General features: G+C 67.4%; 21 protein-coding genes and 1 other RNA gene. 13 read left to right on the forward strand and 9 right to left on the reverse strand.

What is annotated here, in order from left to right:
• Positions 1–890: 890 nt before the first annotated feature.
• Positions 891–1,261, reverse strand: a transfer-messenger RNA (tmRNA) gene (gene ssrA, locus AB0M45_RS08690).
• A 391-nt stretch (positions 1,262–1,652) separates the two neighbouring features.
• Between ssrA and AB0M45_RS08695 the strand changes: the two genes are divergently transcribed.
• Positions 1,653–2,966: an ABC transporter substrate-binding protein gene (locus tag AB0M45_RS08695; RefSeq protein ID WP_364324486.1), complete on the forward strand. Its 1,314-nt coding sequence runs from the start codon at positions 1,653–1,655 to the stop codon at positions 2,964–2,966.
• An 11-nt stretch (positions 2,967–2,977) separates the two neighbouring features.
• Positions 2,978–4,276 carry an ABC transporter substrate-binding protein gene (locus AB0M45_RS08700; RefSeq protein ID WP_364324489.1) on the forward strand — a complete coding sequence of 433 codons (1,299 nt, stop codon included), beginning with the start codon at positions 2,978–2,980 and terminating at the stop codon, positions 4,274–4,276.
• Between the two features lie 266 nt (positions 4,277–4,542).
• On the opposite strand, the gene smpB is transcribed toward AB0M45_RS08700, so the two are convergent.
• From smpB to recQ, 4 genes are all read right to left on the reverse strand, one after another.
• Positions 4,543–5,016 carry an SsrA-binding protein SmpB gene (gene smpB / locus AB0M45_RS08705; protein ID WP_364324492.1) on the reverse strand — a complete coding sequence of 158 codons (474 nt, stop codon included), beginning with the start codon at positions 5,014–5,016 and terminating at the stop codon, positions 4,543–4,545.
• 56 nt (positions 5,017–5,072) lie between these two features.
• Positions 5,073–5,315 carry a hypothetical protein gene (locus AB0M45_RS08710; protein ID WP_364324495.1) on the reverse strand — a complete coding sequence of 81 codons (243 nt, stop codon included), beginning with the start codon at positions 5,313–5,315 and terminating at the stop codon, positions 5,073–5,075.
• Positions 5,316–5,382: 67 nt separating this feature from the next.
• Positions 5,383–6,462, reverse strand: a complete 1,080-nt coding sequence (locus tag AB0M45_RS08715; RefSeq protein ID WP_364324497.1) for a metallophosphoesterase — start codon at positions 6,460–6,462, stop codon at positions 5,383–5,385.
• A gap of 76 nt (positions 6,463–6,538) precedes the next feature.
• On the reverse strand, positions 6,539–8,413 hold the full coding sequence (recQ, locus tag AB0M45_RS08720; protein WP_364324500.1) for a DNA helicase RecQ: 1,875 nt from the start codon (positions 8,411–8,413) through the stop codon (positions 6,539–6,541).
• Positions 8,414–8,610: 197 nt separating this feature from the next.
• On the opposite strand from recQ, the gene AB0M45_RS08725 reads away from it, so the two are divergent.
• A complete protein-coding gene (locus AB0M45_RS08725) occupies positions 8,611–9,579 on the forward strand; it encodes a hypothetical protein (RefSeq protein ID WP_364324503.1) in 969 nt (322 codons plus the stop codon).
• Positions 9,580–9,645: 66 nt separating this feature from the next.
• Here the strand turns inward: AB0M45_RS08725 and hisN are convergent, their stop codons facing one another.
• Complete coding sequence (gene hisN / locus AB0M45_RS08730) at positions 9,646–10,431, reverse strand: histidinol-phosphatase (protein WP_364324506.1); 786 nt, start codon at positions 10,429–10,431, stop codon at positions 9,646–9,648.
• A 49-nt stretch (positions 10,432–10,480) separates the two neighbouring features.
• A complete protein-coding gene (locus AB0M45_RS08735; protein WP_364324509.1) occupies positions 10,481–11,074 on the reverse strand; it encodes an NAD(P)H-dependent oxidoreductase in 594 nt (197 codons plus the stop codon).
• A gap of 224 nt (positions 11,075–11,298) precedes the next feature.
• Between AB0M45_RS08735 and AB0M45_RS08740 the strand changes: the two genes are divergently transcribed.
• The 6 genes from AB0M45_RS08740 (at position 11,299) to ftsX (ending at position 16,420) form a co-directional block, all read left to right on the forward strand.
• Entirely contained in the window at positions 11,299–12,159 is an 861-nt protein-coding gene (locus tag AB0M45_RS08740; protein ID WP_364324512.1) for a helix-turn-helix transcriptional regulator, read from the forward strand.
• Positions 12,160–12,626: 467 nt separating this feature from the next.
• Positions 12,627–13,742, forward strand: coding sequence for a peptide chain release factor 2 (prfB, locus tag AB0M45_RS08745; RefSeq protein WP_364324515.1), 1,116 nt, complete (start codon positions 12,627–12,629; stop codon positions 13,740–13,742).
• The gene (locus AB0M45_RS08750; protein ID WP_364324518.1) at positions 13,743–14,603 is read left to right on the forward strand and encodes a mechanosensitive ion channel family protein; all 861 of its coding nucleotides are present in this window, start codon (positions 13,743–13,745) and stop codon (positions 14,601–14,603) included.
• Positions 14,604–14,619: 16 nt separating this feature from the next.
• A complete protein-coding gene (locus AB0M45_RS08755) occupies positions 14,620–14,745 on the forward strand; it encodes a hypothetical protein (RefSeq protein ID WP_364324521.1) in 126 nt (41 codons plus the stop codon).
• A gap of 80 nt (positions 14,746–14,825) precedes the next feature.
• Positions 14,826–15,515, forward strand: coding sequence for a cell division ATP-binding protein FtsE (ftsE, locus tag AB0M45_RS08760; protein WP_040781303.1), 690 nt, complete (start codon positions 14,826–14,828; stop codon positions 15,513–15,515).
• Complete coding sequence (gene ftsX / locus AB0M45_RS08765; protein WP_364324525.1) at positions 15,515–16,420, forward strand: permease-like cell division protein FtsX; 906 nt, start codon at positions 15,515–15,517, stop codon at positions 16,418–16,420. The genes ftsE and ftsX overlap by 1 nt, the downstream gene beginning before the upstream one ends.
• Before the next feature lie 94 nt (positions 16,421–16,514).
• Here the strand turns inward: ftsX and AB0M45_RS08770 are convergent, their stop codons facing one another.
• Positions 16,515–17,141 (reverse strand): Uma2 family endonuclease, encoded by a 627-nt coding sequence (locus tag AB0M45_RS08770; RefSeq protein WP_364324527.1) that lies wholly within the window; start codon positions 17,139–17,141, stop codon positions 16,515–16,517.
• A 237-nt stretch (positions 17,142–17,378) separates the two neighbouring features.
• Here AB0M45_RS08770 and AB0M45_RS08775 point away from each other — a divergent pair, with 237 nt between their 5' ends.
• Complete coding sequence (locus tag AB0M45_RS08775; RefSeq protein WP_364324530.1) at positions 17,379–18,767, forward strand: acyl-CoA dehydrogenase family protein; 1,389 nt, start codon at positions 17,379–17,381, stop codon at positions 18,765–18,767.
• Positions 18,768–18,799: 32 nt separating this feature from the next.
• The gene (locus AB0M45_RS08780; RefSeq protein WP_364324533.1) at positions 18,800–20,029 is read left to right on the forward strand and encodes an acyl-CoA dehydrogenase family protein; all 1,230 of its coding nucleotides are present in this window, start codon (positions 18,800–18,802) and stop codon (positions 20,027–20,029) included.
• A gap of 274 nt (positions 20,030–20,303) precedes the next feature.
• On the opposite strand, the gene AB0M45_RS08785 is transcribed toward AB0M45_RS08780, so the two are convergent.
• Positions 20,304–20,900, reverse strand: a complete 597-nt coding sequence (locus tag AB0M45_RS08785; protein WP_364324536.1) for a carboxymuconolactone decarboxylase family protein — start codon at positions 20,898–20,900, stop codon at positions 20,304–20,306.
• A 318-nt stretch (positions 20,901–21,218) separates the two neighbouring features.
• Between AB0M45_RS08785 and AB0M45_RS08790 the strand changes: the two genes are divergently transcribed.
• Together AB0M45_RS08790 and AB0M45_RS08795 are read left to right on the forward strand one after the other, a co-directional pair.
• Entirely contained in the window at positions 21,219–22,844 is a 1,626-nt protein-coding gene (locus AB0M45_RS08790; protein ID WP_364324538.1) for an acyl-CoA synthetase, read from the forward strand.
• A gap of 492 nt (positions 22,845–23,336) precedes the next feature.
• Positions 23,337–24,995, forward strand: coding sequence for an acyl-CoA synthetase (locus AB0M45_RS08795; RefSeq protein ID WP_364324541.1), 1,659 nt, complete (start codon positions 23,337–23,339; stop codon positions 24,993–24,995).
• Positions 24,996–25,114: the final 119 nt, after the last annotated feature.

Genomic DNA, 25,114 nt, shown 5'->3' on the forward strand with positions numbered 1-25,114 from the left:
CCGATTCCTCCCATTCGCGATCTTTCGGTAGTCCGTCCACACGGCACACATGCCCAGCCATCAGCGCGGCGAACACCGCCCGCACCATGGGCTGACGAGGAACCACAGAATCCGGGGGGAACAGGTTCCCGCCCCGAGGAAGCAGCCACGCCGGACAAAGTGACGGAGATCGCCGAGTGCGAAGCGGGCACCTCGATGACGCAGCGGAGGGTGGAGCACCGCATGGTCGCACGAATGGGGCGCAACTGCCGCCGGACACGAAATCCTCGCCGGACCACGAGGCGGACGACGTCCTGCGCGTCCGATACGCTTGCGGAAGGGATGCCGACATCCCTTCCCGCACAACATTTCTCAAATCATCTGTGGTGCGCCGAAGGATGGTACGGTGGCAACCGGAATACCGAGGGTGCGAGGCGTCGCGGAAAGCCAGTGGCATCGCAGCAGCAGCCGACCTGCCGTGGGGCCGCCCAGCCCTCCGATCCCGATGCCGGCGGGCAGCAGCCTCGCACCGAGGGGGAGATCGTGACGCAACGCAGGCGGGTGGGGCGTGCACTCGCACGCCATGAGGGCTGGCTCTCATGGATATCAGAATTCGCGGATGGATCCGTGGTGTCGTTCTGGTGGGATGGCGAGCTCGTCTCCGTTGCCGCCGGCACACTGACCGCATTCACGTTCACATACGCTCCCCCCAACGGTTGAAACCACTTCCGGCGGCAGTCCGCCAGCTGGTGGACGTGGCGGGAACCCGGGCGAACCATGACCGCCCCACGCAACCACAGGATCGGGGGTCCAGGGGCGAAGCCCACCGGGCGGAGGGTCGGGGTTGCACCCCACAAAACACACAGCGGAACGAGCGAGGCCCATGCCCTCCATGGGCATGGGCCTCGCACTCGTGGAGCTGCCGGGAATCGAACCCGGGTCCTCCGCCGCGTCTTCAGGGCTTCTCCGTGTGCAGTCCGCTGTGTCTCTACTCGGATCTCCGGGTCCCGCGAACAAGCCCGGATGACGATCCCAGTCGCTGTGCGATGTCCCGTCCTACTCCGCGACCGAGCAGGACGGTGAGCCCTCTAGCTGATGCCGGCACCGGAGCCGAGGGCATGCCCCGGGCCGACAGAGACGCTCTGCTGATCAGGCAGCGAGAGCGTACTCGCGCTGATGAGAATCGGCGCTTAATTGGTTGCAACGACGCTTACGGTGGTCTCTTGCCTGCACCGACACGCTTCCCCTAAATCTACGTACGCAGTCGAAACCGTTCAGCCCCGTACGCCCCGGCGCCTTGCCGGGCTGTTCATATTAACATCGTGTAGCCGGCGGATCATCCCGATAATCGGCGGTGTCCGAGGCCACACTCGAGGCTGGGCAGTACCCACCCGGCTCCCGCGGCGGGCGGCGCTGTCTCCGGGGCCGCGACCTGCTCGGCGCATGCCCGCCGCCTCGGCGCGCGCCCGAATCTCCCACACCCCGGTTGCCGGCGTGCGACACCGACGGGCGGATTCTCGCCGCCCAGCTGAGTACCGCCGGGCCGAAACACCCGAGGCTTCCCGGATGCTGGTAGCCAATTCCACTGGCATGAAGCCGAACCCGACTTACACTGCACGAGCCGTACGATCGGCTCTGAGCAGCGGATCTCGATTTCAGACTAAGGAAACACTTTGGCAGTTAGCACGATTCGGGACAGGTTGCTGCGCCTGTCCGCCCTCGCCGTCATAGCCGGGCTCGTTCTGTCCGGTTGCTCGGCCCTGCGAGACAGATCGACCCAGGCCGTCGAGCCCGGTGTCACCTCGGACCCGTGCCCGAACGCGGTCGACTCCCGCAAGGGGTGCATCTATCTCGGCGTGCTGTCCGATCTGACGAGTGGGCCGTTCGCCGCGCTGGGCAAGGACATTCACAACGGTCAGCTCGCGTTCTGGAAGGCGGTGAACAAGGCGGGCGGGATCGGCGGCAAATACGAGGTGGATATCACCACCTACACCGAGGACACCGCCTACGATCTGCAGAAGCATGCCGAGGCGTACGAGCGAATCGAGCCGCATGTGCTGGCCCTGTCGATGAGTTTCGGCACCGTGCAGACGCAAAGGGTACTCGCCGAGATGGACGCGGCGAACCTGGTCGCCATCGCCGGAACTCTCTGGTCGGGCTGGCAATTCGAGAACAGCGACAAGGGCCTGCTCCTGGAATCCGGCTATTCGTACTGCTCCGAGGCGATCATCGCCCTGGACTGGATCGCGGAGCATCTGGCGAAGCCCGGCTCTCTCGCCACGGTCAGTTACCAGGGCGACTACGGCGGCGACTACTCCACCGGCGCAAAGAAGTGGGCTTCCACCAACCGCGTCGACGTGGTGGCGCAGATCGACACCGAACCGAACACGCAGATCGGCAATCAGGACGCCGCGGTCGCCAAGATCCTCGCCGCAAAAGCGGACCTCGTGCTGCTGGCCACGGGTCCGGCGGAGGCGGGCGAGATCATGGGCAAAGCGGCGCTGGCCGGATACCAGGGCCGGTTCCTCGGCTCGGGTCCGACTTGGAACGGCGGCCTGCTGAAAAGCCCTGCGGCGACGGCGATCACGGCGCGATACAACATGTCGTCGCCGCTGGACGGCTGGGACGGCACCAGCGCGGGCGCCAAGAAGGCGCGGGCCTCGGCCACCCGGGAGCCCTCCACCTGGGGCTACAGCGCGGGCTGGATGTTCTCCTACCCGATGAAGGCACTGCTGACCCGTGCGGTGGTCGAAGGCAAGCTGACCAGAAGGGGCGTCCGCCAATCGGTGCAGGGCCTGCGCGTCGACTACGAGGGCGCGATCCCCGAATACACTTATGGCGCACCCAAACCCGACCTTTCCCGGCAGCGGGCGGTCATCGAGGCGCCCGATCAAACAGCGCCGCTGGGCGCGAAGACTCTGGCGTCCGGATACCACGGCCCGACCCAGGAGCGAATCACCCTCACCGAGCCCTGCGTCCAGCCGTAAGCGAGCAAGACATGCGTTTCAACAGCAATTTCCGTCGCCTTTTTCGCCTGGTGGCCGCGCCGCTCGCGTTCGCACTCGTGCTGACCGGTGCGTGCTCGGCCTCCTCGCCCGCCGCCTCGCCCGGCGTCACGCGTGAGCCCTGTCCGCGGGCGATACACCGGGACAAGGGCTGCATCTACCTCGGCGTCCTGTCGGACCTGAACAACGGCCCCTTCGCCCCACTCGGCAAGTCCCTGCAAGATGGACAACTCGCCTTCTGGAACGAGGTGAACAAGCAGGGCGGGATCGGGGGCTACGAGATCGACATCGCGACCTACACCCGCGACACCGCCTACGACCCGCGCAGACACGTCACGGAGTTCGAGAACGTGGCGCCGCACGTCCTGGCCCTCGCGATGAGTTTCGGTACCGCGCAGACGCTCGCGGTCCTGCACGAGATGGACGAGGCAGACCTGGTGACCGGCGCGGGAACGCTCTGGTCGGGCTGGCAGTATCGCTCCACCGACCGGGACCTGGTGCTGGACGACGGCTATTCCTACTGCACCGAAGCCGTGCTGGGCCTGGACTGGTTCGCGCAGAACCATTATCAGCCGCACACGCTCGGCGTCGTCGCCTATCGCGGCAACTACGGCGGTGATTACGCCAGCGGCGTGCTCAAATGGGCCTTGGACAACGGGGCGACGATCACCTCGCGCATCGACACCGGACCCAATGCCGAGGTCGGCAACCAGGATTACCCGGTCGCCGAGATCATGGCGAACCCGCCCGATCTGGTCCTCTTGGCCACCGGCCCGGCCGAAAGCGCCGAAATCATCGGCAAACTCGCCAGGTCCGGCTATACCGGCCGGTTCCTCGGGTCCACCCCGACCTGGAACAGCGCGCTGCTCAAGACACCGGCCGCGCCTGCGCTCATCTCGCTGTACAACTACACCTCGCCGTTCGACGGCTGGGACGGCATCAGCGCCGGAGCCCAGCGCGCCAGGAACGCCGCCACGAGCGAACCCACCAATTTCGGCTACAACCTGGGCTTCGCCATCTCGTATCCGATGAAAGCGCTGCTGACCAAGGCCGCGGAGACGGGCCGCCTGGACCGCCCGGCCATACGCAAGGCGATCGCCGGGCTCACCGTGGATTCGGAAGGGATGGCGGCGCCGCAGGTCTACGGGCGGGAGGAGCCCGACATCGCGGCACAGCGCGCGGTGGTCAACGTGCCCGATCCGACCACGTCGCTGGGTTCGCGGACGGTGGTCGCCGATTACCGCAGCCCCACCCTCAAGCGGATCACGATGCGCGAACCCTGCACAAGGTGATCCGCGGGACCGCCGGGCGGTAGCGGCCGACTCCGGCCGCAGAAAGATGCGGGTGGCGGGCAGTCCGGAGACTCCCCGCCGCACCGGTCAGGTCGACTAATGCCGCGGATAGTTCCCCGAACGCCCGCAGGATCGGCGAAGACCTCGAGTCCGGCGACGCGCGGGGTCGCCGCCGCCGATCGCGGCTCGACGAGGCAGCGTGGCGGCGCGGTACCAGGCCGCGCCACACGAGCAGACCTTGCCCACCGGCTAGCACCAGGAGGCGGTCAGCGCATGCCTTTCACCCGGCGTCCCAGTTCACGGGTGACCTCTCGCTCGGCGGTCCGCCGGGCCAGGTCCTGGCGCTTGTCGTAGTCCTGCTTGCCCTTGGCGAGGGCAAGCTCGACTTTCACCTTGCCGTCGGAGAAGTACATCGATAGCGGAACCAGCGTCTGGTTGCCCTCGCGCGACTTGCCGACCAGCCGCTCGATCTCGCGCTTGTGCAGCAGCAGCTTGCGCACCCGCCGTGGCGAGTGGTTGGTCCAGGTGCCGTGGCTGAACTCGGGGATGTGCAGCCCGCGCAGCCACACCTCGCCGTTGTCCACCGTCGCGAAGGCGTCCACGAGGGAGGCCTTGCTCTCACGCAGGCTCTTCACCTCGGTACCGACCAGCGCGATCCCGGCCTCGTAGATGTCCAGGATCGTGTAGTTGTGCCGCGCCCGGCGGTTGGTCGCGATGACCTTGCGCCCCTTCTCCTTCATAACGGTCAACTCTAAGTGACCCGGCAACCGGTTTATTCCCGCAGGTCGGGGACGCGCTAGCGGCCGTGGCCCAGCACCAGGTAGAGCGCGAGTACGGCGAAGAACGCGACGACCAGCACCACCGTCGACATCCGCGGCATGCCGGAGCGGTCCGGCGGCAGCCGATGTCGCAGCCATACGCCGTCCACCGACGGATCGATCCTGTTACGGACGTTCGGCGACGCGTCCGGGGACTCGCCGCCCGACGAGCCAGAGGAAAGCTCGCCGCCCTCATCGCTGGAACCCTCACCCGGTGCCATAGCCAGCACGTTAGCCGCCGCGACGGCGACGCGCCGCAATTCCCGCGCCGCGCAAGACAGTTGGAACTCAGGCCAGGCGGCGCTGGAACGCCTCGGCGGAAGCGCCGGACGCCGGGTCCACGGTGTGGACGCGCAGATCGACGGCGTCCGGGGTGAGGTCGAGGACCATGAAACCGAGCTCGTGGAAGTTCTCGTACAGCGCGCCGTGGCCCGTGTTCGCGGCGATGCGCGCCTGGGCGCCGACCGTCTTCGCGGCGGCGCCGGACACGATCTGCCGGGTGCCCTTCGATGCCTCGGTCAGTTCGAGCACCTGCAGGGAGTGGTCGTGCCCGGAGAGGATGAACTGACACTTGCCGGTCACGTGGTCCTCGATGAAGCGCTTCACGTGCACGCCGTTGATCGGCTCGATCGGTAGGCCCTCGTAGCAGCCCGCGCTGCCATGCGGCCCGTTGTTCAGGTACGGGTGGTGGGTGCAGGCGATCTTCCAGGTCGCGGGCGAGTCGGTGAGGGCGCGGTCCAGCCAGTCGCGCTGCTCGTTCATGAACCGGCCGTCAACCGCCCAATAGGGTGAGAAGACCGGCGGCACGTAGGCGGCCAGCGGGTTGAGATCGAGCACGAAGAACTCGACCACCGGATTCCGCTCCGGAATCCGCACCGAGTAGTAGCGGCTCGGCATCCACCAGCGGCGTGAGGTGGCGTGGTACTCCACCTCGAGGTTGCCGCGCAGCAGCCATCCGCCGTCACCACCGAGGACGGAACTGTTGTCGTGGTTGCCCAGGACCATCAGCCACGGGAAATCCAGTTCGGCATTGGGGTTTTCGAACTTGTCGGCGAACTGCACGTCGTCCGCGCCGCCCGGGCCGTGCTCGTAGATGTTGTCGCCGAGGCCCAATGCCAGCGAAAACGGCTCGCGGCCGTGGAACGTGCGCATCGCGTCGGCGACCGCCCACTGAGTCCGGGTTCCCGTGCCGGCGTCGCCGGTGACCAGTACCCGCACCCGGCGGCCGGTCGGAAAGGGGAACTTGGTGACGCCCTCCGCGACCGGTACGGCTCGCGCGGGGGTGCGGCCGACGAGCGTCGCGCCGGCCGCGAGAGTGGCCGCACCGGCCAGGAAGTTGCGACGCCCGATCGTGTCGCTGTTACTCATGCTGTCCTCCACAGTGTTTCGCGCCCTCGTCCGGCGAGCATCCTCACCCATTCGTCCACTGTGCACCGGCAGCGGTTCACGCCTCGCCGAGTACTTCGAGCACCTGTTCCCCGTACTTCGCGAGTTTGTTCTCGCCGACACCGCTGATCTTGCCGAGTTCGGCGAGATTCGCGGGTTTGCGGGCCGCGATGTCGCGCAGGGTGGCGTCATGGAAGACGACGTAGGCGGGGAATCCCAGTTCCTTGGCGGTGGCCGCGCGCCATTCGCGCAGCTTCTCGAACAGCGGCAGGTCGGTGGGCGTCATTTCGGCGGCTACGGACTTGGCGGCCTTCGCGGCGCGGGCGGGCTTGGCCACCCGCTCGGGTTCCCGGCGCAGCAGCACCTGGCGTCCGTCGAACAGCACTTCGCTGCTGGCCTCGGTGAGCGTCAGCACCCCGTAGTCGCCGTGCACGGCCAGCAGGCCGCGGGCGAGCAATTGCCGGACCACGCCGCGCCACTCCGTATCGCGCAAGTCGGTGCCGACGCCGAAGACCTTCAGCTCGTGATGGTCGTACTGCAGGATCTTCGGGTTCTTCTTGCCGAGCAGGATGTCCACGATGTGGCCGGCGCCGAAGCTCTGGCCGCGTTCGCGCTTGAGCCGCAGCACCGCCGACAGCAGCTTTTGCGCGGCCACCGTGCCGTCCCAGGATTGCGGCGGGGACAGGCAGGTGTCGCAGTTTCCGCAGGGCAGGCCGGGCTCGCCGAAGTAGGCAAGCAGCTGGGTGCGGCGGCAGCTCACCGTCTCGCACAGCGCCAGCATCGCGTCCAGGTGCAGTTGGAGCTGGCGGCGGTGCGCGGCGTCGCCCTCGGAGGCATCGATCAGTTTGCGCTGCTGCACCACGTCGCTGAGTCCGTACACCATCCACGCGGTCGAGGGCAGCCCGTCCCGGCCCGCGCGACCGGTCTCCTGGTAGTAGCCCTCGACGGATTTGGGCAGATCGAGGTGAGCTACGAAGCGTACATCGGGCTTGTCGATACCCATGCCGAAAGCAATGGTCGCCACGACGACCAGGCCGTCTTCGCGCAGGAACCGCGACTGGTTCATCGCACGGGTGCGATTGTCCAGGCCCGCGTGGTACGGCACCGCGGCGATACCGTTCTCGGTGAGGAAGGCGGCGGTCTTCTCCACCGAGTTGCGCGAGAGGCAGTAGACGATGCCCGCGTCTCCCGCATGTTCGGTGCGGATGAATTCCAGCAGCTGGCGCTCGGCGCGGTTCTTCGGCTCGATCCGGTACTGGATGTTGGGCCGGTCGAAGCTGGACACGAAGCGGCGGGCCGCGCCGAGGTCGAGGCGCTGGATGATCTCGTCCCGCGTCTTCTCGGTGGCGGTCGCGGTGAGCGCGATCCGCGGCACGTCCGGCCACCGCTCGTGCAGCACGGACAGGCCGAGATAGTCGGGGCGGAAATCGTGGCCCCACTGGGAGACACAGTGCGCTTCGTCGATGGCGAACAGGGCGACCGTGCCCCGATCCAGCAGTTGCGCGGTGGATTCCAGGCGCAACCGCTCCGGCGCCAGGTACAGCAGGTCGAGTTCGCCCGCGACGAATTGCGCCTCCACCATGCGACGCTCGTCGGGGTACTGAGTGGAGTTGAGGAAGCCCGCCCGCACACCCAGAGCACTGAGCGCGTCCACCTGGTCCTGCATGAGCGCGATCAGCGGCGAGATCACCACGCCGACGCCGGGACGTACCAGGGCGGGCACCTGATAGCAGAGTGACTTGCCGCCGCCGGTGGGCATGAGTACCAGCGCGTCCCCGCCGGCGCTCACGTGCTCCACGATGGAGCGCTGGTCGCCGCGGAAGCTGTCGTAACCGAAGACTCGGCGCAGGACCTGCTGCGCCGCAGCGGATCCGGCGTCTGTACCGGACGCGTCGTCGATCGCTACAGCCGCGAAATCATCGGGGGAAGTCACCCGGCCCATCCTACGAGCGCTCGGCCCCGGAGATACCGGTACCGTTCGGCGTTCATCCTGGTCGACCGCTGAGTTCCACACATGGGGATAACTTGGACTCGGCTCACCCGAAAGCGACCCGCTGACGTGCGAATTTCCAGCACAGGCCGGAAATCGCCGACCTTCCCGACTCGTACCGCGCTGTTATGTTGTCGCTCATGGCAACAGGGATAGGAAACCGGACGCGAGCGGCACTGCTGACCGCCGCTGTCGCGGCCGGAGTCGCCGCCGCGATGCCGATAGCGCAGGCGGAGACATTTCCCGTGATGTGTTCCGACGGGTGGGAAGCCACCACCGTGGTCGAGGGTGTCGGCAATTTGGAGAACCTCGATGCGGACGGGCACGGCGGCTTCTACGTCACCGGGCTCATGGATGGGTACCTTGCGCACGTCGACCGGACCGGACGAATGGAGCAGCTGGTAACCGGTCTGCACCGGCCTGCGGGCGTGCGCGTCGCGGGGCGGTACGTCTACTTCCTGACCGGTGACGGACTCAGCGAGCCGCCGGGCACGCTGCAACGCTACGACACCGAATCCGGCGCGGTGCGCGTCCTGCTGACGGGGCTGAACGGCCCGAACGGCCTGCTGTTGCTCCCCGATGGCAGCCTGCTGTTCACCACCATCGGCCTTGCCGGTCCGAACGGAATCTCGCGCTACTGGCCCGGGACGAACGAGTACGAGCGGGACTGGTCGAGCCTGCCCCCTTCCAACGGCATCGCGCTGGCCGCCGATGGCAAGTCGGTTTACGTCGACACCATGACGCTGCAGATCCTCCGCGTTCCGCTGGACGATCCCGCCCACCCCGGTCTCGTCTCGGGCATCCCAGAACTGGTCGCACTGCCCGACGATATGGAGGCCACCCGCGCGGGCACGCTCTTCGTCGCCGATCACATTCTCGGCGCCATCTACCAAGTGGACACCGCCACCGGCGCCACCTGCGCGATCATCACCGGCCTGATCAAACCCGGCCTCTTCCGCAATCCGCCCGACGGCGCCACATCGGTGCGCATCGACCGCGACGGGGACTCCTGGGCGCTGTTCGTCACCAGCATGGATGGCACCCTGCGCCGCCTGCGGCCACCAACCGGAGTCGATCTCACCCCGGCGACGCCCCGCCGGGCTGGATAGGCGTACCTCCGCCTTCGCTCCGGCCATGCGCGGGCTGACGACGGACTACGTCCGACAGCGGAACGATCAGCCACGAAGACGGTGCAGGACCTCGTCGTGGAGCAGGCCGTTGGTGGCGACGGCATCGCCACCGTGCGGGCCCGGTGTGCCGTCCAGAGCGGAGAAGCGGCCACCTGCTTCGCGGACGAGGATATCCAGGGCGGCCAGATCCCACAGGGATACTTCCGGTTCGGTGGCGATGTCGACGGCGCCCTCTGCGAGCAGGCAATAGCTGAGGAAATCGCCGTAACCACGCACGCGCCACACCTCGTCGGTCAGCGCCAGGAACCCATCGCGCAGGCCGCGCTCGCGCCAACCGGACAAGCTGGAGAACGCCAGGCTGGCCGAACCCAGCACGCCGACGGCGGAGACCGAAATCTCCTTGGCCGGCTGCGCTTCGAAGCTCGACCACGCCCCCGAGCCCGCGGCGGCCCACCAGCGCCGGACCAGCGCGGGCGCGCTCACCACGCCGACGACCGGCTCACCGTCGACCAGCAGCGCGACCAGCGTCGCCCAGATCGGCACGCCGCGCACGAAGTTCTTGGTGCCGTCGATCGGGTCGACCACCCACTGCCGTCCGCTGAATTCGGCAGCGCCGCCGAATTCCTCACCGAGCACCGAATCCTGCGGCCTGGCCTCGGACAGCACCTGCCGAATCGCCTTCTCCACGGCCAGATCGGCATCCGACACCGGCGTCAGATCCGGCTTGGCGTCGACCTTCAGGTCCAGCGCACCGAAGCGAGCCCGGGTGATGGCGTCGGCAGCGTCAGCCAGCCGCAGGGCGAGTTCGAGATCGGAGGAGTACACAGCCACGCCCCGCACCCTATCGGCTGGGCAGCCCACCCAAACCGTCATCCCACGCTCACGCCACCGGCAGTGACCTGGCCACGGTCAACGCGCTTGCCCACCAGTGCAACTGGTCGAGCATCGCCGCCGCCGCGGCCGCGGGCTCGGCGGGTTCCAGCAACTGGCCTTCGCTATCGAAGAGCAGGTAGTAGCGCGGGAACGAGACGTAATTGCGCACCGTGTGCGCGTTGAGTTCATTGAAGATCTGGCGCAGGTGCTCGATGGCGAGCAGGCCGCCACTGGCTCCGCTGTAGCCGACGAAACCGATCGCTTTGGCGTCCCACTGGGTGAAGTGCCAGTCGATGGCGGCCTTGAGCGAGGCGGGGACACTCCGGTTGTAGTCCGGCGTGACGATGACGAAAGCGTCGGCCGCCGCGAGCCGACCGGTGAGGTCGGTCATGCCTTCGGGGCGCACCGGGTCCGGATCCAGCGCCGGTGGTTCCGCGGGCAGTTCCAGGGGGATCTGCGCCTCGGCCAGATCGATGACGTCCACCTCGAACGAACCGTGCCGCCGCGCCTGCTCGGCGAACCAGGTGGCCACGACGGGGCCGAAGCGTCCCACCCGGACGCTGCCGATGATCACCGCGAGCTTCAGTGGGGCGTTGGACATGCTGTTCCTCCTCGGATCACTCCCAGCGACCCGGATCGGCCGCTGCTACCCAATCTGCGGCACGCCGCCCGGCCCAGGGAGACCGCTGTAAGAGTGGTAGTGGCAGGGACACCCTCCGGCTGTTTCGCCTTGTTAGGTTCGAGATGTGGATGAGCGTCAGCGAGCGAACCGAGAACACAGCGCGCCCTCGCGCACGACGGAGCCGAGCGCGGCGAGGCGGAGTCGTGAGTGATAACGAGCTCGGCCTGTTCCTGCGCACCCGCCGTGAAGCCGTGACACCCGCCCAGGTCGGCCTGCCGACCGGAGCGCGGCGGCGCACCCCCGGATTGCGCCGCGCCGAACTGGCCACGCTGGCCGGTGTGAGTGTGGAATATGTGACCCGTCTCGAGCAGGGCCGCGACCGTCATCCCTCGCCGCCGGTGCTGTCCGCGCTGGCCGACGCGTTGCGGCTGAGCCCCGCCGAGCGCGTCCACCTGCACCGGTTGAGCAAGTCGGTCGACAGCGGGTTCAGCTGCATGGGCGACGCGCAGCCGCTGCGTGACGTGCGGCCCACGGTGCGCGCGATCCTGGACCGTCTCGAACCCGCGCCCGCCGTGGTGGTCAACCGCCTCACCGAAGTGCTCGCCTACACCGACGGCTACCACCGGCTGATGGCGCCGACCGGCCTCTTTTCCCGACCCGATACACCGCCCAACCTGGCGCGTCTGGTGTTCTGCGCACCGGACGCCCGGAGTTTCTACGCGGACTGGGAACATGTCGCCGATGAGACGGTCGCCACGTTGAAGCAAGGCCCGTTTCGCGTCGATCCGCATATCGCCGCCCTAGCGGACGAACTCACGGTCACCGTCGGTCCCGCGTTCGCCGACCGCGTGGACAACGTGCCCAGCTTGGCCGCCGCCACCGGCGTAACCCGGCTGGCGCACCCCGATGCCGGGCCACTCCGCCTCGCCTATGAGGTTCTCGATCTTTCCGCCGACGACGACCAGCAAGTGATCGTCTATCTCCCGGCGGACGACGCAAGCGCAGCCGCGCTCGACACGCTCGCCGGCCGCCGCCCCGGCGCACTGCGGGCCGTCTCCGGCTGACCGAGCTGGATCCCTCCGGGAGCACGGCGGCGTCCATGCACAGCTGCGGTCGCCCAACCCGGCCGCGGTGACGCTCCGCACAACGCCTGAGCAAGTCACACCGCCTCGCGCCGAGGGGGATCGCCGGATGCCGAACCGCGCGGAGTTCGACACGGCACTGCACACCCGACGGCTGGTAGCGACACAACGGATCTACCGCGACCGAGCTACGGCCGGCCACCACGGCGATCGCTCCGAGTTCCAAACACCCACTGCGCCAGGCGCGGTCGGCGTTTAGGGTAGGAACCCATGAGGCGTCCATCACACCGCACCGGCCCGGTGCCGGGTGAGGGGCGAGCGCGGGAGCGCCTGGCGTTCTGCCCGATCAGGCCGCCGTCGAGGCTGCTCAGCCGCGTCGGCGCCGTCCCACGTCACCGCGCGTGCACTCGTGTGCTGCGCCTGTCGAGGGGCGGCTAGGCTTGACGATCGTGCATCCTGACGTTTCCGCTGATCTCGCCGAACTCGACGCCACACTCAAGACGGTCGAGTCGGTCCTCGACATCGACGAGCTGCGCCGTCGTATCGACGAGCTCGAGCATCAGGCCGCCGACCCCGACCTGTGGAACGACCAGGACCACGCGCAGCGGGTCACCAGCGAGCTCTCGCACGCCCAGGGCGAGCTGCGCCGGGTCGAGGAGCTGCGCCAGCGCTTGGACGACCTGCCGGTGCTCTACGAGCTGGCCGAGGAGGAAGAGGGCGAGGCCAGGGCCGCCGCGATCGCCGAGGCCGACGCCGAGCGCGCCGCGCTGCACGGCGACGTGGAGGCGATGGAGGTCCGCACGCTGCTGTCGGGTGAATACGACAAGCGCGACGCGCTGGTGAACATCCGTTCCGGTGCGGGCGGCGTGGACGCCGCCGACTGGGCCGAGATGCTGATGCGCATGTACATCCGCTGGGCCGACCGGCACAAGTACGCGGTCGAGGTCTACGACACCTCCTACGCCGAAGAAGCGGGCATCAAGAGCGCCACCTTCGCGGTGAAGACGCCGTACGCCTACGGCACCTTGTCGGTGGAGATGGGCACGCACCGCCTGGTACGGATCAGCCCGTTCGACAACCAGGGACGTCGCCAGACCTCCTTCGCCGAGGTCGAGGTGCTACCCGTGGTGGAGACCACCGACCACATCGAGGTGCCCGAGACGGAGATCCGCGTCGACGTGTACCGCTCGTCGGGTCCGGGCGGCCAGAGCGTCAACACCACCGACTCCGCGGTCCGTATCACCCACATTCCCACCGGCATCGTGGTCACCTGCCAAAACGAGAAATCGCAGCTGCAGAACAAGATCTCGGCCATGCGTGTGCTGCAGGCCAAGCTCCTGGAGCGCAAGCGGCAGGAGGAGCGCGCCGAGATGGACGCGCTGAAGACCAACGAGGGCGCGTCCTGGGGCAATCAGATGCGCTCCTACGTGCTGCACCCGTACCAGATGGTCAAGGACCTGCGGACGAACCACGAGGTCAACAACCCGTCGGCGGTGCTCGACGGCGACATCGACGGGTTCATCGAGTCCGGTATCCGCTGGAGAATGCGAGAGCAGGCGAGCTAGATGAATGTCGCGGGAATCCAGGCAATCGCCTCCACCGGTTTCACCACGTGGCTACGCGGTTCGGGCCTGGAGATCGTGCTGCTCATTCTCGGGGCGGTGCTGTTCAGCCGGTTCGCCACGTTCGTCAGGGACCGGGTCACCCGCAAGATCGACGCTGGGTTCCACAGCAGCGACGCGCTGGTGCGCACCGAGGCGGCCAAGCACCGGCACGCGCTGGCCCAGGTGATCACGTGGGTGGTGCTGACCATCGTCTACGTGCTGATCACCATGGAGGTGCTGCGGCGGCTCGGTTTCGCCGTCACCGGCTTGGTCGCGCCCGCCGCGGTGCTCGGCGCCGCGCTCGGTTTCGGCGCCCAGCGCATCGTGCAGGACATTCTCGCGGGGTTCTTCCTGATCACCGAGCGGCAGTACGGATTCGGCGATGTGGTCCGCATCGCGGTGACTGGAGCCGCGGAGCAGGCCGAGGGTACGGTCGAGGACGTCACGCTGCGGATCACCACGTTGCGCAACGCGGACGGTGAGGTGATCACCGTGCCCAACGGCCAGATCGTGAAAGTCACCAATCTGTCGAAGGATTGGGCGCGCGCCGCGATCGACGTACCGGTGGCCGCGAGCGCTGACATCACCAGGGTCAACGAGATCCTGCACGAGGTCGGTACAAAGGCGTACGAAGATGCTCGTCTGAAGCCACTGCTGCTGGACGAGCCCACCGTCATGGGTGTCGAAGACCTCACCGTAGACCAGATGAACATCCGAATGGTTGCCCGCACGTTGCCGGGCAAACAATTCGAAGTCGGACGCGAACTGCGGGTGCGTGTAGCCGCAGCCTTGCGCCGGGAGGGAATCAGTGAGACCGCGTAGATCCACGGCGATCCTCATGGCCACCTGGGTCGCCACCTTCGTGCTGTACGTATTCGTCAAACCGGATGAAACGACCACCGTGCCGACCACGCTGGTCAACGCCGTTCCGGCGGCGGTGGTCTCCGATCAGCCGAGCCCCTGACGGGCGGACCGGCCGCGCCACGCTGTCACCCACGGTTGACGACGCAGGCCGCGCGCGGTTGCTGGTTACACTGGCTCCCCGTGATAACCATGCGGAACGTGACCAAGTCGTATCCGACGTCGACGCGACCCGCGCTGGACAACATCACCGTCGATGTGGGCAAGGGCGAGTTCGTCTTCATCATCGGACCGTCCGGCTCGGGTAAGTCGACCTTCATGCGGTTGCTGCTCAAAGAAGAGTCGCCCACATCCGGCGAGATCAGAGTCGCCGACTTCCGGGTGGACCGGTTGCCGGGCCGCAAAGTGCCCAAGCTACGTCAGCGCATGGGATGCGTCTTCCAGGACTTCCGGCTGCTGCAGCAGAAGACGGTCTACGAGAACGTGGCGTTCGCGCTGGAGGTGATCGGCAAACGACGCCAGGTCATCCAGCGCACCGTCCCCGAGGTGCTCGACATGGTCGGCCTCGGCGGTAAGGCCGATCGGCTGCCGAGCGAGCTGTCCGGCGGCGAACAGCAGCGTGTGGCGATCGCGCGCGCGTTCGTGAACCGGCCGCTGGTACTGCTGGCCGACGAACCGACCGGCAACCTCGATCCCGACACCAGCGCCGACATCATGATGCTGCTGGAACGGATCAACCGCATCGGCACCACGGTGGTGATGGCCACCCACGACAATCACATCGTCGACGCGATGCGCAGGCGGGTGGTGGAGCTCGATCGCGGCCGCCTGGTGCGCGACGAGGCGACCGGCGTCTACGGGGTGGGCCGATAATGCGTGCGAGTTTCCTCTTCGGCGAGGTCGCGGCGGGTCTGCGCCGCAATGTCACGATGACCATCGCGATGATCCTGACCACCGCGGTCTCGCTCACCATGCTCGGTGGCGGTCTGCTGGCGGTGCGCATCGCGGACAAGACCGAGCAGTACTTCCTCGACCGCCTCGAGGTGCGGCTGTATCTCACCGAGGACGTCTCGGCCAATGACCCGGACTGCTCGCAGGACCCGTGCCGATCACTGATGGCCGATCTGAAGGCGACCGGCGGCGTGGAGTCGGTCCAGTTCCTCAACCGGGACGAGGCGATCCGCGAGGCCAAGGAGAAGACCTTCAAAGACCAGCCCGAGCTGGCCAAGTACGTCAGCGAGACGCCGCTACCCGCGTCGCTGCGCGTGAAGATGGAGAACGCGCAGCTGTATCCGGCGATCTACGAGAAGTTCTACGATCGGCCCGGCGTCGGCATGGTGCGCAACGACAAGGACATCGTGGACCGGCTGGTCAGCCTGTTCGACGGGTTGCGCAACGCGGCATTCGGCCTGGCCGTGCTGCAAGCGCTGGCCGCGTTGCTGCTGATCGCGAACATGGTGCAGATCGCCGCGTTCACCCGGCGCACCGAGGTGGGCATCATGCGGTTGGTCGGCGCCACACGCTGGTACACCCAGTTGCCCTTCCTGCTCGAGGCGGTAGTCGCGGCATTGGCCGGTTCGGTGCTCGCGATGATCGGCCTGCTCGCCGCCCGCCCACTGGTGATCGACCGCGCGCTCGGCGACCTGTTCGCCAGCAAAGTCTTCCCCCGCATCACTGGCGAGGACATCGCGACGACCGCGCTGGTCATCGCCCCGGTCGGCATAGTGTTCGCCGCATTGACAGCATACGGAACGTTGCGGTACTACGTCCGCGAATGATCGCCTGAGCCGGGAGATCCGCTTCATCGGTTCGACCGGCTCTACCACCCGCCTACCGGCGGCGAAGACGGTTTGCCGACCGGACCTCGGCGTGTCACAGCACGAGGTCGGTCAACTGGTCCCAATCGAGTTGGATCCGGATCGGCAGATCGACGGCGAACGCTGTGCCCGGCTTGAGGACGCGGGCGAGGCGGTAATGCCCGACGCTGTGGTCGAGGCCGAAGGTCTCGATCGAGGTCACCTCGCTGTCCGACACGCTGACCAGCCAATACCAGGGGATTCCGGCCGCAGCGTATTCGCCCATCTTCTCCAGCCGGTCGGTTTTGACGTGACTGGGCGAGATGACCTCGACGGCGATCTTCAGATGCCGCGCGGGTACCGGTCGTCGGACATCCGCCGGTACGCATTCGAACAACGCGATGTCGGGACGTCGAATGGTCGCGCGGGGGACCTCCCAGAGCACCACATCGAAATCGTGGTTGGCGTCCAGGCACGCCGACGGGTCTTCGCCCATGTGTTCTCGGGCCGCCGTCTCCAGCATCGCGAGCAGCCGGTGGACGGCTTTCTGATGTGCCCGGGTCGGTGATTCGCAGCGAACCGCGTCTCCGTTGACCACCTCCACCAGGCGGCAGAATTCCTCTGGAAGCTCGCGCCAGATGTCGACCGTGATCGGCTCGGGTTGGACGTTGTCCGGCCGGGCCCAGTCGAAGATCGCTGACATGAGTCGGATTCTAACTGCGACGATGCCGTCGGCCGCTCATGTCGGTGTTGCGCCGGCGTACCTCTGTCTTCGCTGAGGCCGGGCGCGTTCCGCACAGGTCCAGCCGGACCTGGATCCGCCGCATATTCTGCACCTCGACGCTTTTCTTACTCTGAAGTAAGATAGCCTTACTCAAGAGTAAGATTGCTGGGGACAGACCGCTCCACCCATCCGAGAAATCCGAGAAACAGGTAGATGATGAGCACTCGAGACAGCGCAACGAAGCGACGTCCAGACACGTCCGCGGTCGGCCTGAACCAACCCAAGCGGGATTGGATGGGCGCGGCGATGCGAGTCATGACGACCCTGACCGGGTCGGAACTGGCCGAGAAGTACAACCTGCGCAAGCCGATCGAGCGCGTCACCTACGAGGGCACCAAGACCGGCTTCCGCACGCTCGGCGCCGCGACCCGCGCCTTCGCCAAGGTCGCCGGCACCGGCGCGCCCAAGCGTCTGGCGGCGAACGAGGCGAAGACCAAGGGCTATTTCGACCTCACCCCGACCGACGAGCAGCAGATGATCGTCGAGACGGTGAAGGAATTCGCCGCCGAGATCCTGCGCCCGGCCGCCTATGAGGCCGACAACGCCGCCAAGGCGCCGCGCGACCTGCTGGAGCGGGCGGCTGAACTCGGCATCACCCTGATCAACGTCCCGGAGGAACTCGAGGGCGCGGCCTCGGAGCGCGGTGCGGTCACCAACTCATTGGTCGCCGAGGCGCTGGCGCACGGTGACATGGGTCTGGCCCTGCCCATCCTGGCGCCCAGCGGCGTCGCGGTCGCGCTCGCGCAGTGGGGCAGCGACGCGCAGCAGAAGACCTACCTGCCCTCGTTCACCGGGGAGAACGTGCCGCAGGCGTCGGTCGTGATCAGCGAGCCGCGTGCCCTGTTCGACCCGTTCGCGCTGCAGACCAAGGCGGTACGCTCGCCAAGCGGCTACCGCATCTCGGGGGTTAAGTCCCTGGTACCCGCGGCCGCCGACGCCGAACTGTTCCTGGTCGGCGCCGAGCTGGACGGCCGTCCGGCGTTGTTCATCGTCGAGTCGGACGCGCCCGGCCTGGTCGTCGAGGCCGACCCGAGCATGGGTCTGCGCGCGGCTGGACTGGGCCGGGTGATCCTGGACAACGTCGCGGTCGGCACCGACGCCATCCTGGGCGACGGTGACGCCAAGTCCCGCGCCGAGGAGTACGCCGACGCCGTGCGCCTGGCCCGCCTCGGGTGGGCCTCGCTCGCCGCGGGCACCGGACAGGCCGTGCTGGACTACGTGATCCCGTACGTGAACGAGCGCGAAGCGTTCGGCGAGCCGATCTCGCACCGCCAGGCGGTGGCGTTCATGGTCGCCAATATCGCGATCGAACTCGACGGCCTGCGGCTGGTGACCCTGCGCGGCGCCTCCCGGGCGGAGCAGGGCCTGTCCTTCGGCCGGGAAGCGGCGCTGGCCCGCAAGCTCGCCACCGACAAGGGCATGCAGATCGGCCTCGACGGCGTGCAGTTGCTCGGCGGCCACGGCTACACCAAGGAACACCCGGTCGAGCGCTGGTACCGCGACCTGCGGGCCATCGGCGTCGCCGAAGGTGTCGTGCTCGTCTAACCGGCCCGTTCCGTTTTCCAGGAGACCCACCCATGATCAACCTCGAACTCCCCAAGAAGCTGCGGGCCAGCGCGAACCAGGCCCATCAGGTCGCGCAGGAGATCTTCCGCCCGATCTCGCGCAAGTACGACCTCGGCGAGCACGACTACCCTGTCGAGCTGGACACCATGGCCGCCATGGTCGAAGGTCTGGCCGATTCCGGCACCCAGAAGATCGGCGGCGCGGCTGGTGGCCGCGCGGAGGACAGCGAGAGCGACCGCCACGCCACCGAACTGCTCGGAAACACCAACGGCGGCAATATGTCCGCGCTGCTCAACGCGCTGGAGACCTCGTGGGGCGACGTCGGCCTCATGCTGTCGATCCCCTACCAGGGTCTGGGCAACGCGGCGATCGCGGCGGTCGCGACCGACGAGCAGCTGAAGCGCTTCGGGAAGGTGTGGGCCTCGATGGCGATCACCGAGCCGTCCTTCGGCTCCGACTCCGCCGCCGTGTCCACCACCGCCGTGCTCGACGGCGACGAGTGGGTGCTCAACGGCGAGAAGATCTTCGTCACCGCTGGTCAGCGCTCGACCCACATCGTGGTGTGGGCCACGCTCGACAAGAGCCTCGGTCGCGCGGCGATCAAGTCGTTCGTCGTGCCGCGCGACGCCCCGGGCCTGTCGGTGGCGCGGCTCGAGCACAAGCTCGGCATCAAAGCCTCCGACACCGCCGTGCTGCTGCTGCAGGACTGCCGGATTCCGAAGGACAACATCCTCGGCAGCCCGGAAGTCAACGTGGAGAAGGGTTTCGCGGGGGTCATGCAGACCTTCGACAACACCCGTCCGCTCGTCGCCGCCATGGCGGTCGGCGTCGCCCGCGCCGCGCTGGAGGAGCTGCGCTCGATCCTGACCGCGGCGGGCGTGGAGATCTCCTACGACACCCCGGCCAACAACCAGCACGCCGCCGCCGCCGAATTCCTGCGTATGGAAGCCGATTACGAGGCCGCCTACCTGCTCGCCCTGCGCGCGGCATGGATGGCCGACAACAAGAAGCCCAACTCGCTCGAGGCGTCCATGTCCAAGGCGAAGGCGGGCCGCACCGGCACCGACGTAACCCTCAAGTCCGTGGAACTGGCCGGCGCGATCGGTTACTCGCAGCGCACACTGCTGGAGAAGTGGGGCCGCGACTCGAAGATCCTGGACATCTTCGAAGGCACCCAGCAGATCCAGCAGCTCATCGTCGCGCGGCGCGTCCTGGGCAAGACCAGCGCCGAGCTCAAGTGATGCTGAATTAGACAGTCCGGCAAAGCAATCCGGTGCGGGTTTTCAACTCGCACCGGATTGCTGTTACGGCCCACGAAGTGTCGTCTCGGCTATGGACCTGGAGCCGTCCGCTCCGTAGCCTTCGCACCCATGTGGAGCATCGTCGTCATCGCCATTGTCAGCTGCATTGTGATCGCAGCGGGATTCGCCTGGGGGCTGCCCTGAGGCCGGCTTCCCCAGTCCGCGACGGGCTCGCGGGCGGCCGATTCGAGGCACCGGCCGCCGCGCATGATTCCTACTGGCCGCCCTCAGCGGTACCCGGCGCTTGGGCCGCTCCCACGGCAACGTACCCGGCGGTGGCGAGCAGCTGGCCGATCTGCTCATAAGTAGAGCGCTCCCGTGGCGCGATCGTCGCGAGGCCGTCCACATAGCGGTTGAACATGCAGAACGCCGCGGCGACCAGGACCGCGTCGTGGATGTCCTCGTCTTTGGCGCCCGCCGCGCGAGCGTTCTCGACATCCTCGTGGGTGACGTCGAGGCCGGACTGGCGCACCTTGTCCGCGATCCGGAGCAGCGCGCGCAGTTTCGGATCGATGGCCGCGGACTCCACGTCATCGATGACGGCGTCGATCGCGTCGCGACCGCCCTCTACCAGCACCGCCGCGGTCGCCGCGTGCGACTGCGTGCAAAAGTAGGTCTTGTTGCGCGACGACACGTACGCGGCGATGGTTTCGCGTTCCCCCGGGCTGAGCGGCGAGGATCCGCGCAGCAACGTCTGCGCGAATTCGCTCAGCGCAGCGCCGGTTTCGGGTTTGAAGGCGAACAGACCCCGGATACCGGGTAGGTCGCCGGGGACATCGATGAACGGTTCACGGTCCTCTTGATCGGACATTGGCCGCGTCTCCCTTCGAGCGGTCTCGAACGTTGCGAGGGTAGCCCGCCGGCCCGGTGACACAGGACAAAAAGACATAATCGAGTCCGCGACCCGCCAATAGGCCGCCATCGGACGTTATCCAAGCCTCAGATGGCGCACGACCGGAGCGAAGGCGGAGGTTACGCCCACCCACGTCGGCCGTGACCGCCCCGAGACGGATTTGTCTGATTTCGTTGTGACCTCTCACACTCTGCACTGCTACGGTGGCGGACAACACGCCGTACTGGTTCGCTAGGTCGAGTACCGACGCGAGGGTTTTGTGGAGGTTTTGTCGACATGAAAGTGGCCCACACGCTGGAGATTGTGAAGGCGCTAGGGGTGCTGCGCACCGCGGGCGTCAGCGACCCCAGGAAGCCGCTGGAGACACTGCGGACGATGAAAGAGTCGAAGATCCTCGGCCCGCAGGCCACACTGATCCGGCACTCCGCGCGAGTGGCGCCGGATGCGCCCGCCATCGCCGACGAGGCGGGCACCCTGACCTACCTTGAGGTAGACGAACAGTCGACCGCGATCGCACGCGGCCTGCAGGCGGCGGGCATCACCGAGGGCACGGTGATCGGCGTCCTGGCGCGCGATCATCGCGGCCTGATCCTGTCCATGGCCGCCGCGGGCAAACTCGGCGTCCGGGTGGCGCTGATGAACACCGGGTTCGCCAAACCGCAGTTCGCCGAGGTGTGCGCGCGCGAGAAGGTCAAGGCGGTGCTGCACGACAGCGAATTCCTCGGTCTGCTCGACGCCCTGCCCGCCGACATGCCGCGCTACCTGACCTGGGTCGATGAGGGCACCCCTCTGCCCGCGGGCACGCAGACGCTCGACGACCTGGTCGCGGCCAACTCGACCGAGCCGCTGCCCGCCCCGAGCAAGCCCGGCGGCTTCATCATCCTGACCAGCGGGACCACCGGCTTGCCGAAGGGCGCGCCGCGCACCAAGGTCACTCCGCTGTCCACGGCGCAGTTCGTGGATCGCATCCCCTTCCCGCAGCGCGGCACCATGATGATCGTGTCGCCGATCTTCCACAGCACCGGTCTGGCCACCTGGCTGGTCGGCGCGGCACTGGCGAACAAGGTGGTGGTGCGCCGCCGCTTCGACGCCGAGGCGACACTGAAGGCGATCGCCGACCACAAGGTCGACATGCTGGTGGCGGTGCCGACCATGCTGCACCGGATGACCGAGCTCGATCCGGCGATCCGGGCGAAGTACGACACCTCCTCGCTGAAGGTGATCATGCTGGCCGGTTCGGCGCTGTCCCCCGAGCTTACGATCAAGGCCACCGAGGCGTTCGGCCCGGTTCTCTACAACCTCTACGGCTCCACCGAATGCGCGGTCGCGACCGTGGCCAACCCGGAGGACCTCGCCCTGGCACCCGGCACCGTCGGGCGCCCGCCGATCACCTGCGAGGTGCGGCTCTTCGACGACAACGACCAGCAGGTCACCGCGATCAACACCACCGCGCGGATCTTCATCCGCAGCGGCGCGCCCTTCGAGGGCTATACCGACGGCCGCACCAAGCAGGTCATCGACGGCTTCATGTCCAGCGGCGACGTCGGCCACTTCGACGAGAACGGCCTGCTCATGGTGGACGGCCGCGACGACGACATGATCGTCTCCGGCGGCGAGAACGTCTTCCCGCAAGAAGTGGAGAACCTGCTGCTGGAGCGGCCCGACGTCTTCGACGTGGCCGTGGTCGGCGTGGACGACGTGGAGTTCGGAAAACGACTGCGCGCCTTCGTCGTCCCGGAGCCGGGCCAGACGCCCGACGGCGAGGAGATCAAGTCGTACGTCAAGAACAACCTGGCGCGCTACAAGGTGCCGCGTGAGGTGGTCTTCCTCGACGACCTGCCGCGCAACGCGACCGGCAAGCTGCTGCGCCGCGTGCTGGTGGACTACGAGGTCAAGGCCTGACCGACGGCGGACGGGGTGGGATCGGCGCAACAACCGATACCACCCCGCATCTTCCCTGAGACGCGACTGCCATACGCGAGGCCGAAAAGCGTCGGTCGCGGCTCACAGTCCCCGCTGGCAAACACCGCCGCGAACACCGAAGACCCGAACGCGATGCCAGAATTCTCTGCGGTTGCTACCCAGCGCAACCGCATCGGCCCAACCCGGCTTTCGAGCAAAGCGACACCGTTCGCGGCCAGGTCGCGGCCGCGTGATCGCTGCGTTCGCGACGAAGTCGCCAGCGGCGGTCGCTCGGACGCGAACCCCAAGAGTCCGCGAGCACGCGGCGCCGCAGGTCGAACACCGCCCACTACCGACGGGTAGGAATCTGCGAGATACGTGACACATCCGGTCACAGATGCTTGCTACTGTTAGCGGCAGCACTGGCTCTCGAGATTGCGGCCTGCACCACTCGGAGGACCGCCGGGTGGCGCCGCCGGAAGGTTGTCGTCGATGTCTCTCTCCCTCCCCCCGCTGGCCGACACCGCCCGCAAGGCGGGCGATCTAGCCCTTGGCGTGAACGTAATGGTCAAGCGGCGGTTGTTCAATCCGCTGCGCCCCGACCACGCGGCACGCTCGGCGCGCAACGTGCTGAAATTCGGCCCCTTCGCCGGAGTCGTCATGCACGCCGCGCAGACCAGGCCGCACGCCGCCGCCATCGTCGACGAGCGCGGCGAGCTCACCTACGGCCGGCTCAACGAGCAGTCCAACGCCCTGGCCCGAGGACTGCAAGCCCAAGGCATCAATCCTGGTGACGTGGTGGCCATCCTGGCCCGCGACCACCGCGGCATGGTGCTGAGCCTGCTGGCCGCCGGCAAGCTCGGCGTGCGCGCGGTGCTGATGAACACCGGTTTCGCAAAGCCGCAATTCGCCGACGTGGCCGAGCGCGAGCACGTGAAGGCGGTGCTGCACGACAGCGAGTTCATCGACCTGATGAGCGCCATCCCCGCCGCGATCCCGCGCATCCTGACCTGGGTGGACGAAACCGACAACGCCGATCCGTCGATCCCGACCATCGATACGCTGAGCGCGAGCCGTTCCACCGCGCCGCTGCCCGCACCGGCCAAGCCCGGCGGCATGGTGATCCTGACCAGCGGCACCACCGGGACTCCGAAGGGCGCGCCAAGGGACCGCGTCAGCCCGTTCGCCTCCGCCCAGTTCGTCGACCGGGTGCCGCTGCCCAACAACGGCACCATGATCATGGCGGCGCCGATCTTCCACGGCACCGGACTCTCCCAGTTCACCCTCGGTCTCGCCCTCGGCAACCGGGTAATCTTCCAGCAGCGCCGGTTCAACCCCGAGCAGACCCTGGCCAATATCGCCCGGTACAAGGCGGATTCGCTGGTGGTGGTGCCCACCATGCTGCAGCGCATCCTGGATCTGGGCGACGACGTGCTGGCCGAGTACGACGTGAGCAGCATCAAGGTGATCTTCGCGGCGGGTTCGGCCATCGCGCCGGACGTGGTGACCCGCACGCTGGACTACTTCAACGACAGCCTCTACAACCTCTACGGCTCCACCGAATGCGCCGTGATGACCGTCGCGACCCCCGAGGACCTGCGCAAGGCGCCGACCACCGCCGGTAAGGCCCCGGTCGGCATCCGGATCGTGCTGCTGGACGAGAACCGCCAGCCGATCACCGAGCCGAACGTCACCGGAACAATTTTCGTGGACAACGGCTTCGCCTTCACCGGCTACACCGACGGCCGCACCAAGGAGATCGTCGACGGCATGATGTCCAGCGGTGACGTCGGGCATTTCGACGCCGACGGCCTGCTCTATATCGACGGACGCGACGACGACATGATCGTCTCCGGTGGCGAGAACGTCTTCCCGCTCGAAGTGGAGAACCTCATCGCGGGCCGCGACGACATCTTCGAAGCCGCGGTGGTCGGCGTGGACGACCGCGAGTTCGGCAAGCGGCTGCGCGCTTTCGTGGTCCCCGGCCCCGGTTCCAAACGGGACCCGCAGGAGATCAAGGACTACGTCAAGGCGAACCTGGCCCGCTACAAGGTCCCGCGCGAGGTGGTCTTCCTCGACGAGCTGCCCCGCAACGCGACCGGCAAGCTGCTGCGCAAGCCGCTGATCGAAATGGAGGTCGACGCGAGCTGATCGGTTCGCGTCCACGACTGGCGGCCGCGGAGTCCTCGTCGCCGCGCCTGCCGGTCAGTCCGTGCGTCCGTGACAACGACGCGTACAACATCGCTGTCCGTGACCGGACGCCCTTCATC

It is taken from the genome of Nocardia sp. NPDC051787, assembly GCF_040681325.1.
Taxonomy (GTDB): Bacteria; Actinomycetota; Actinomycetes; order Mycobacteriales; family Mycobacteriaceae; genus Nocardia.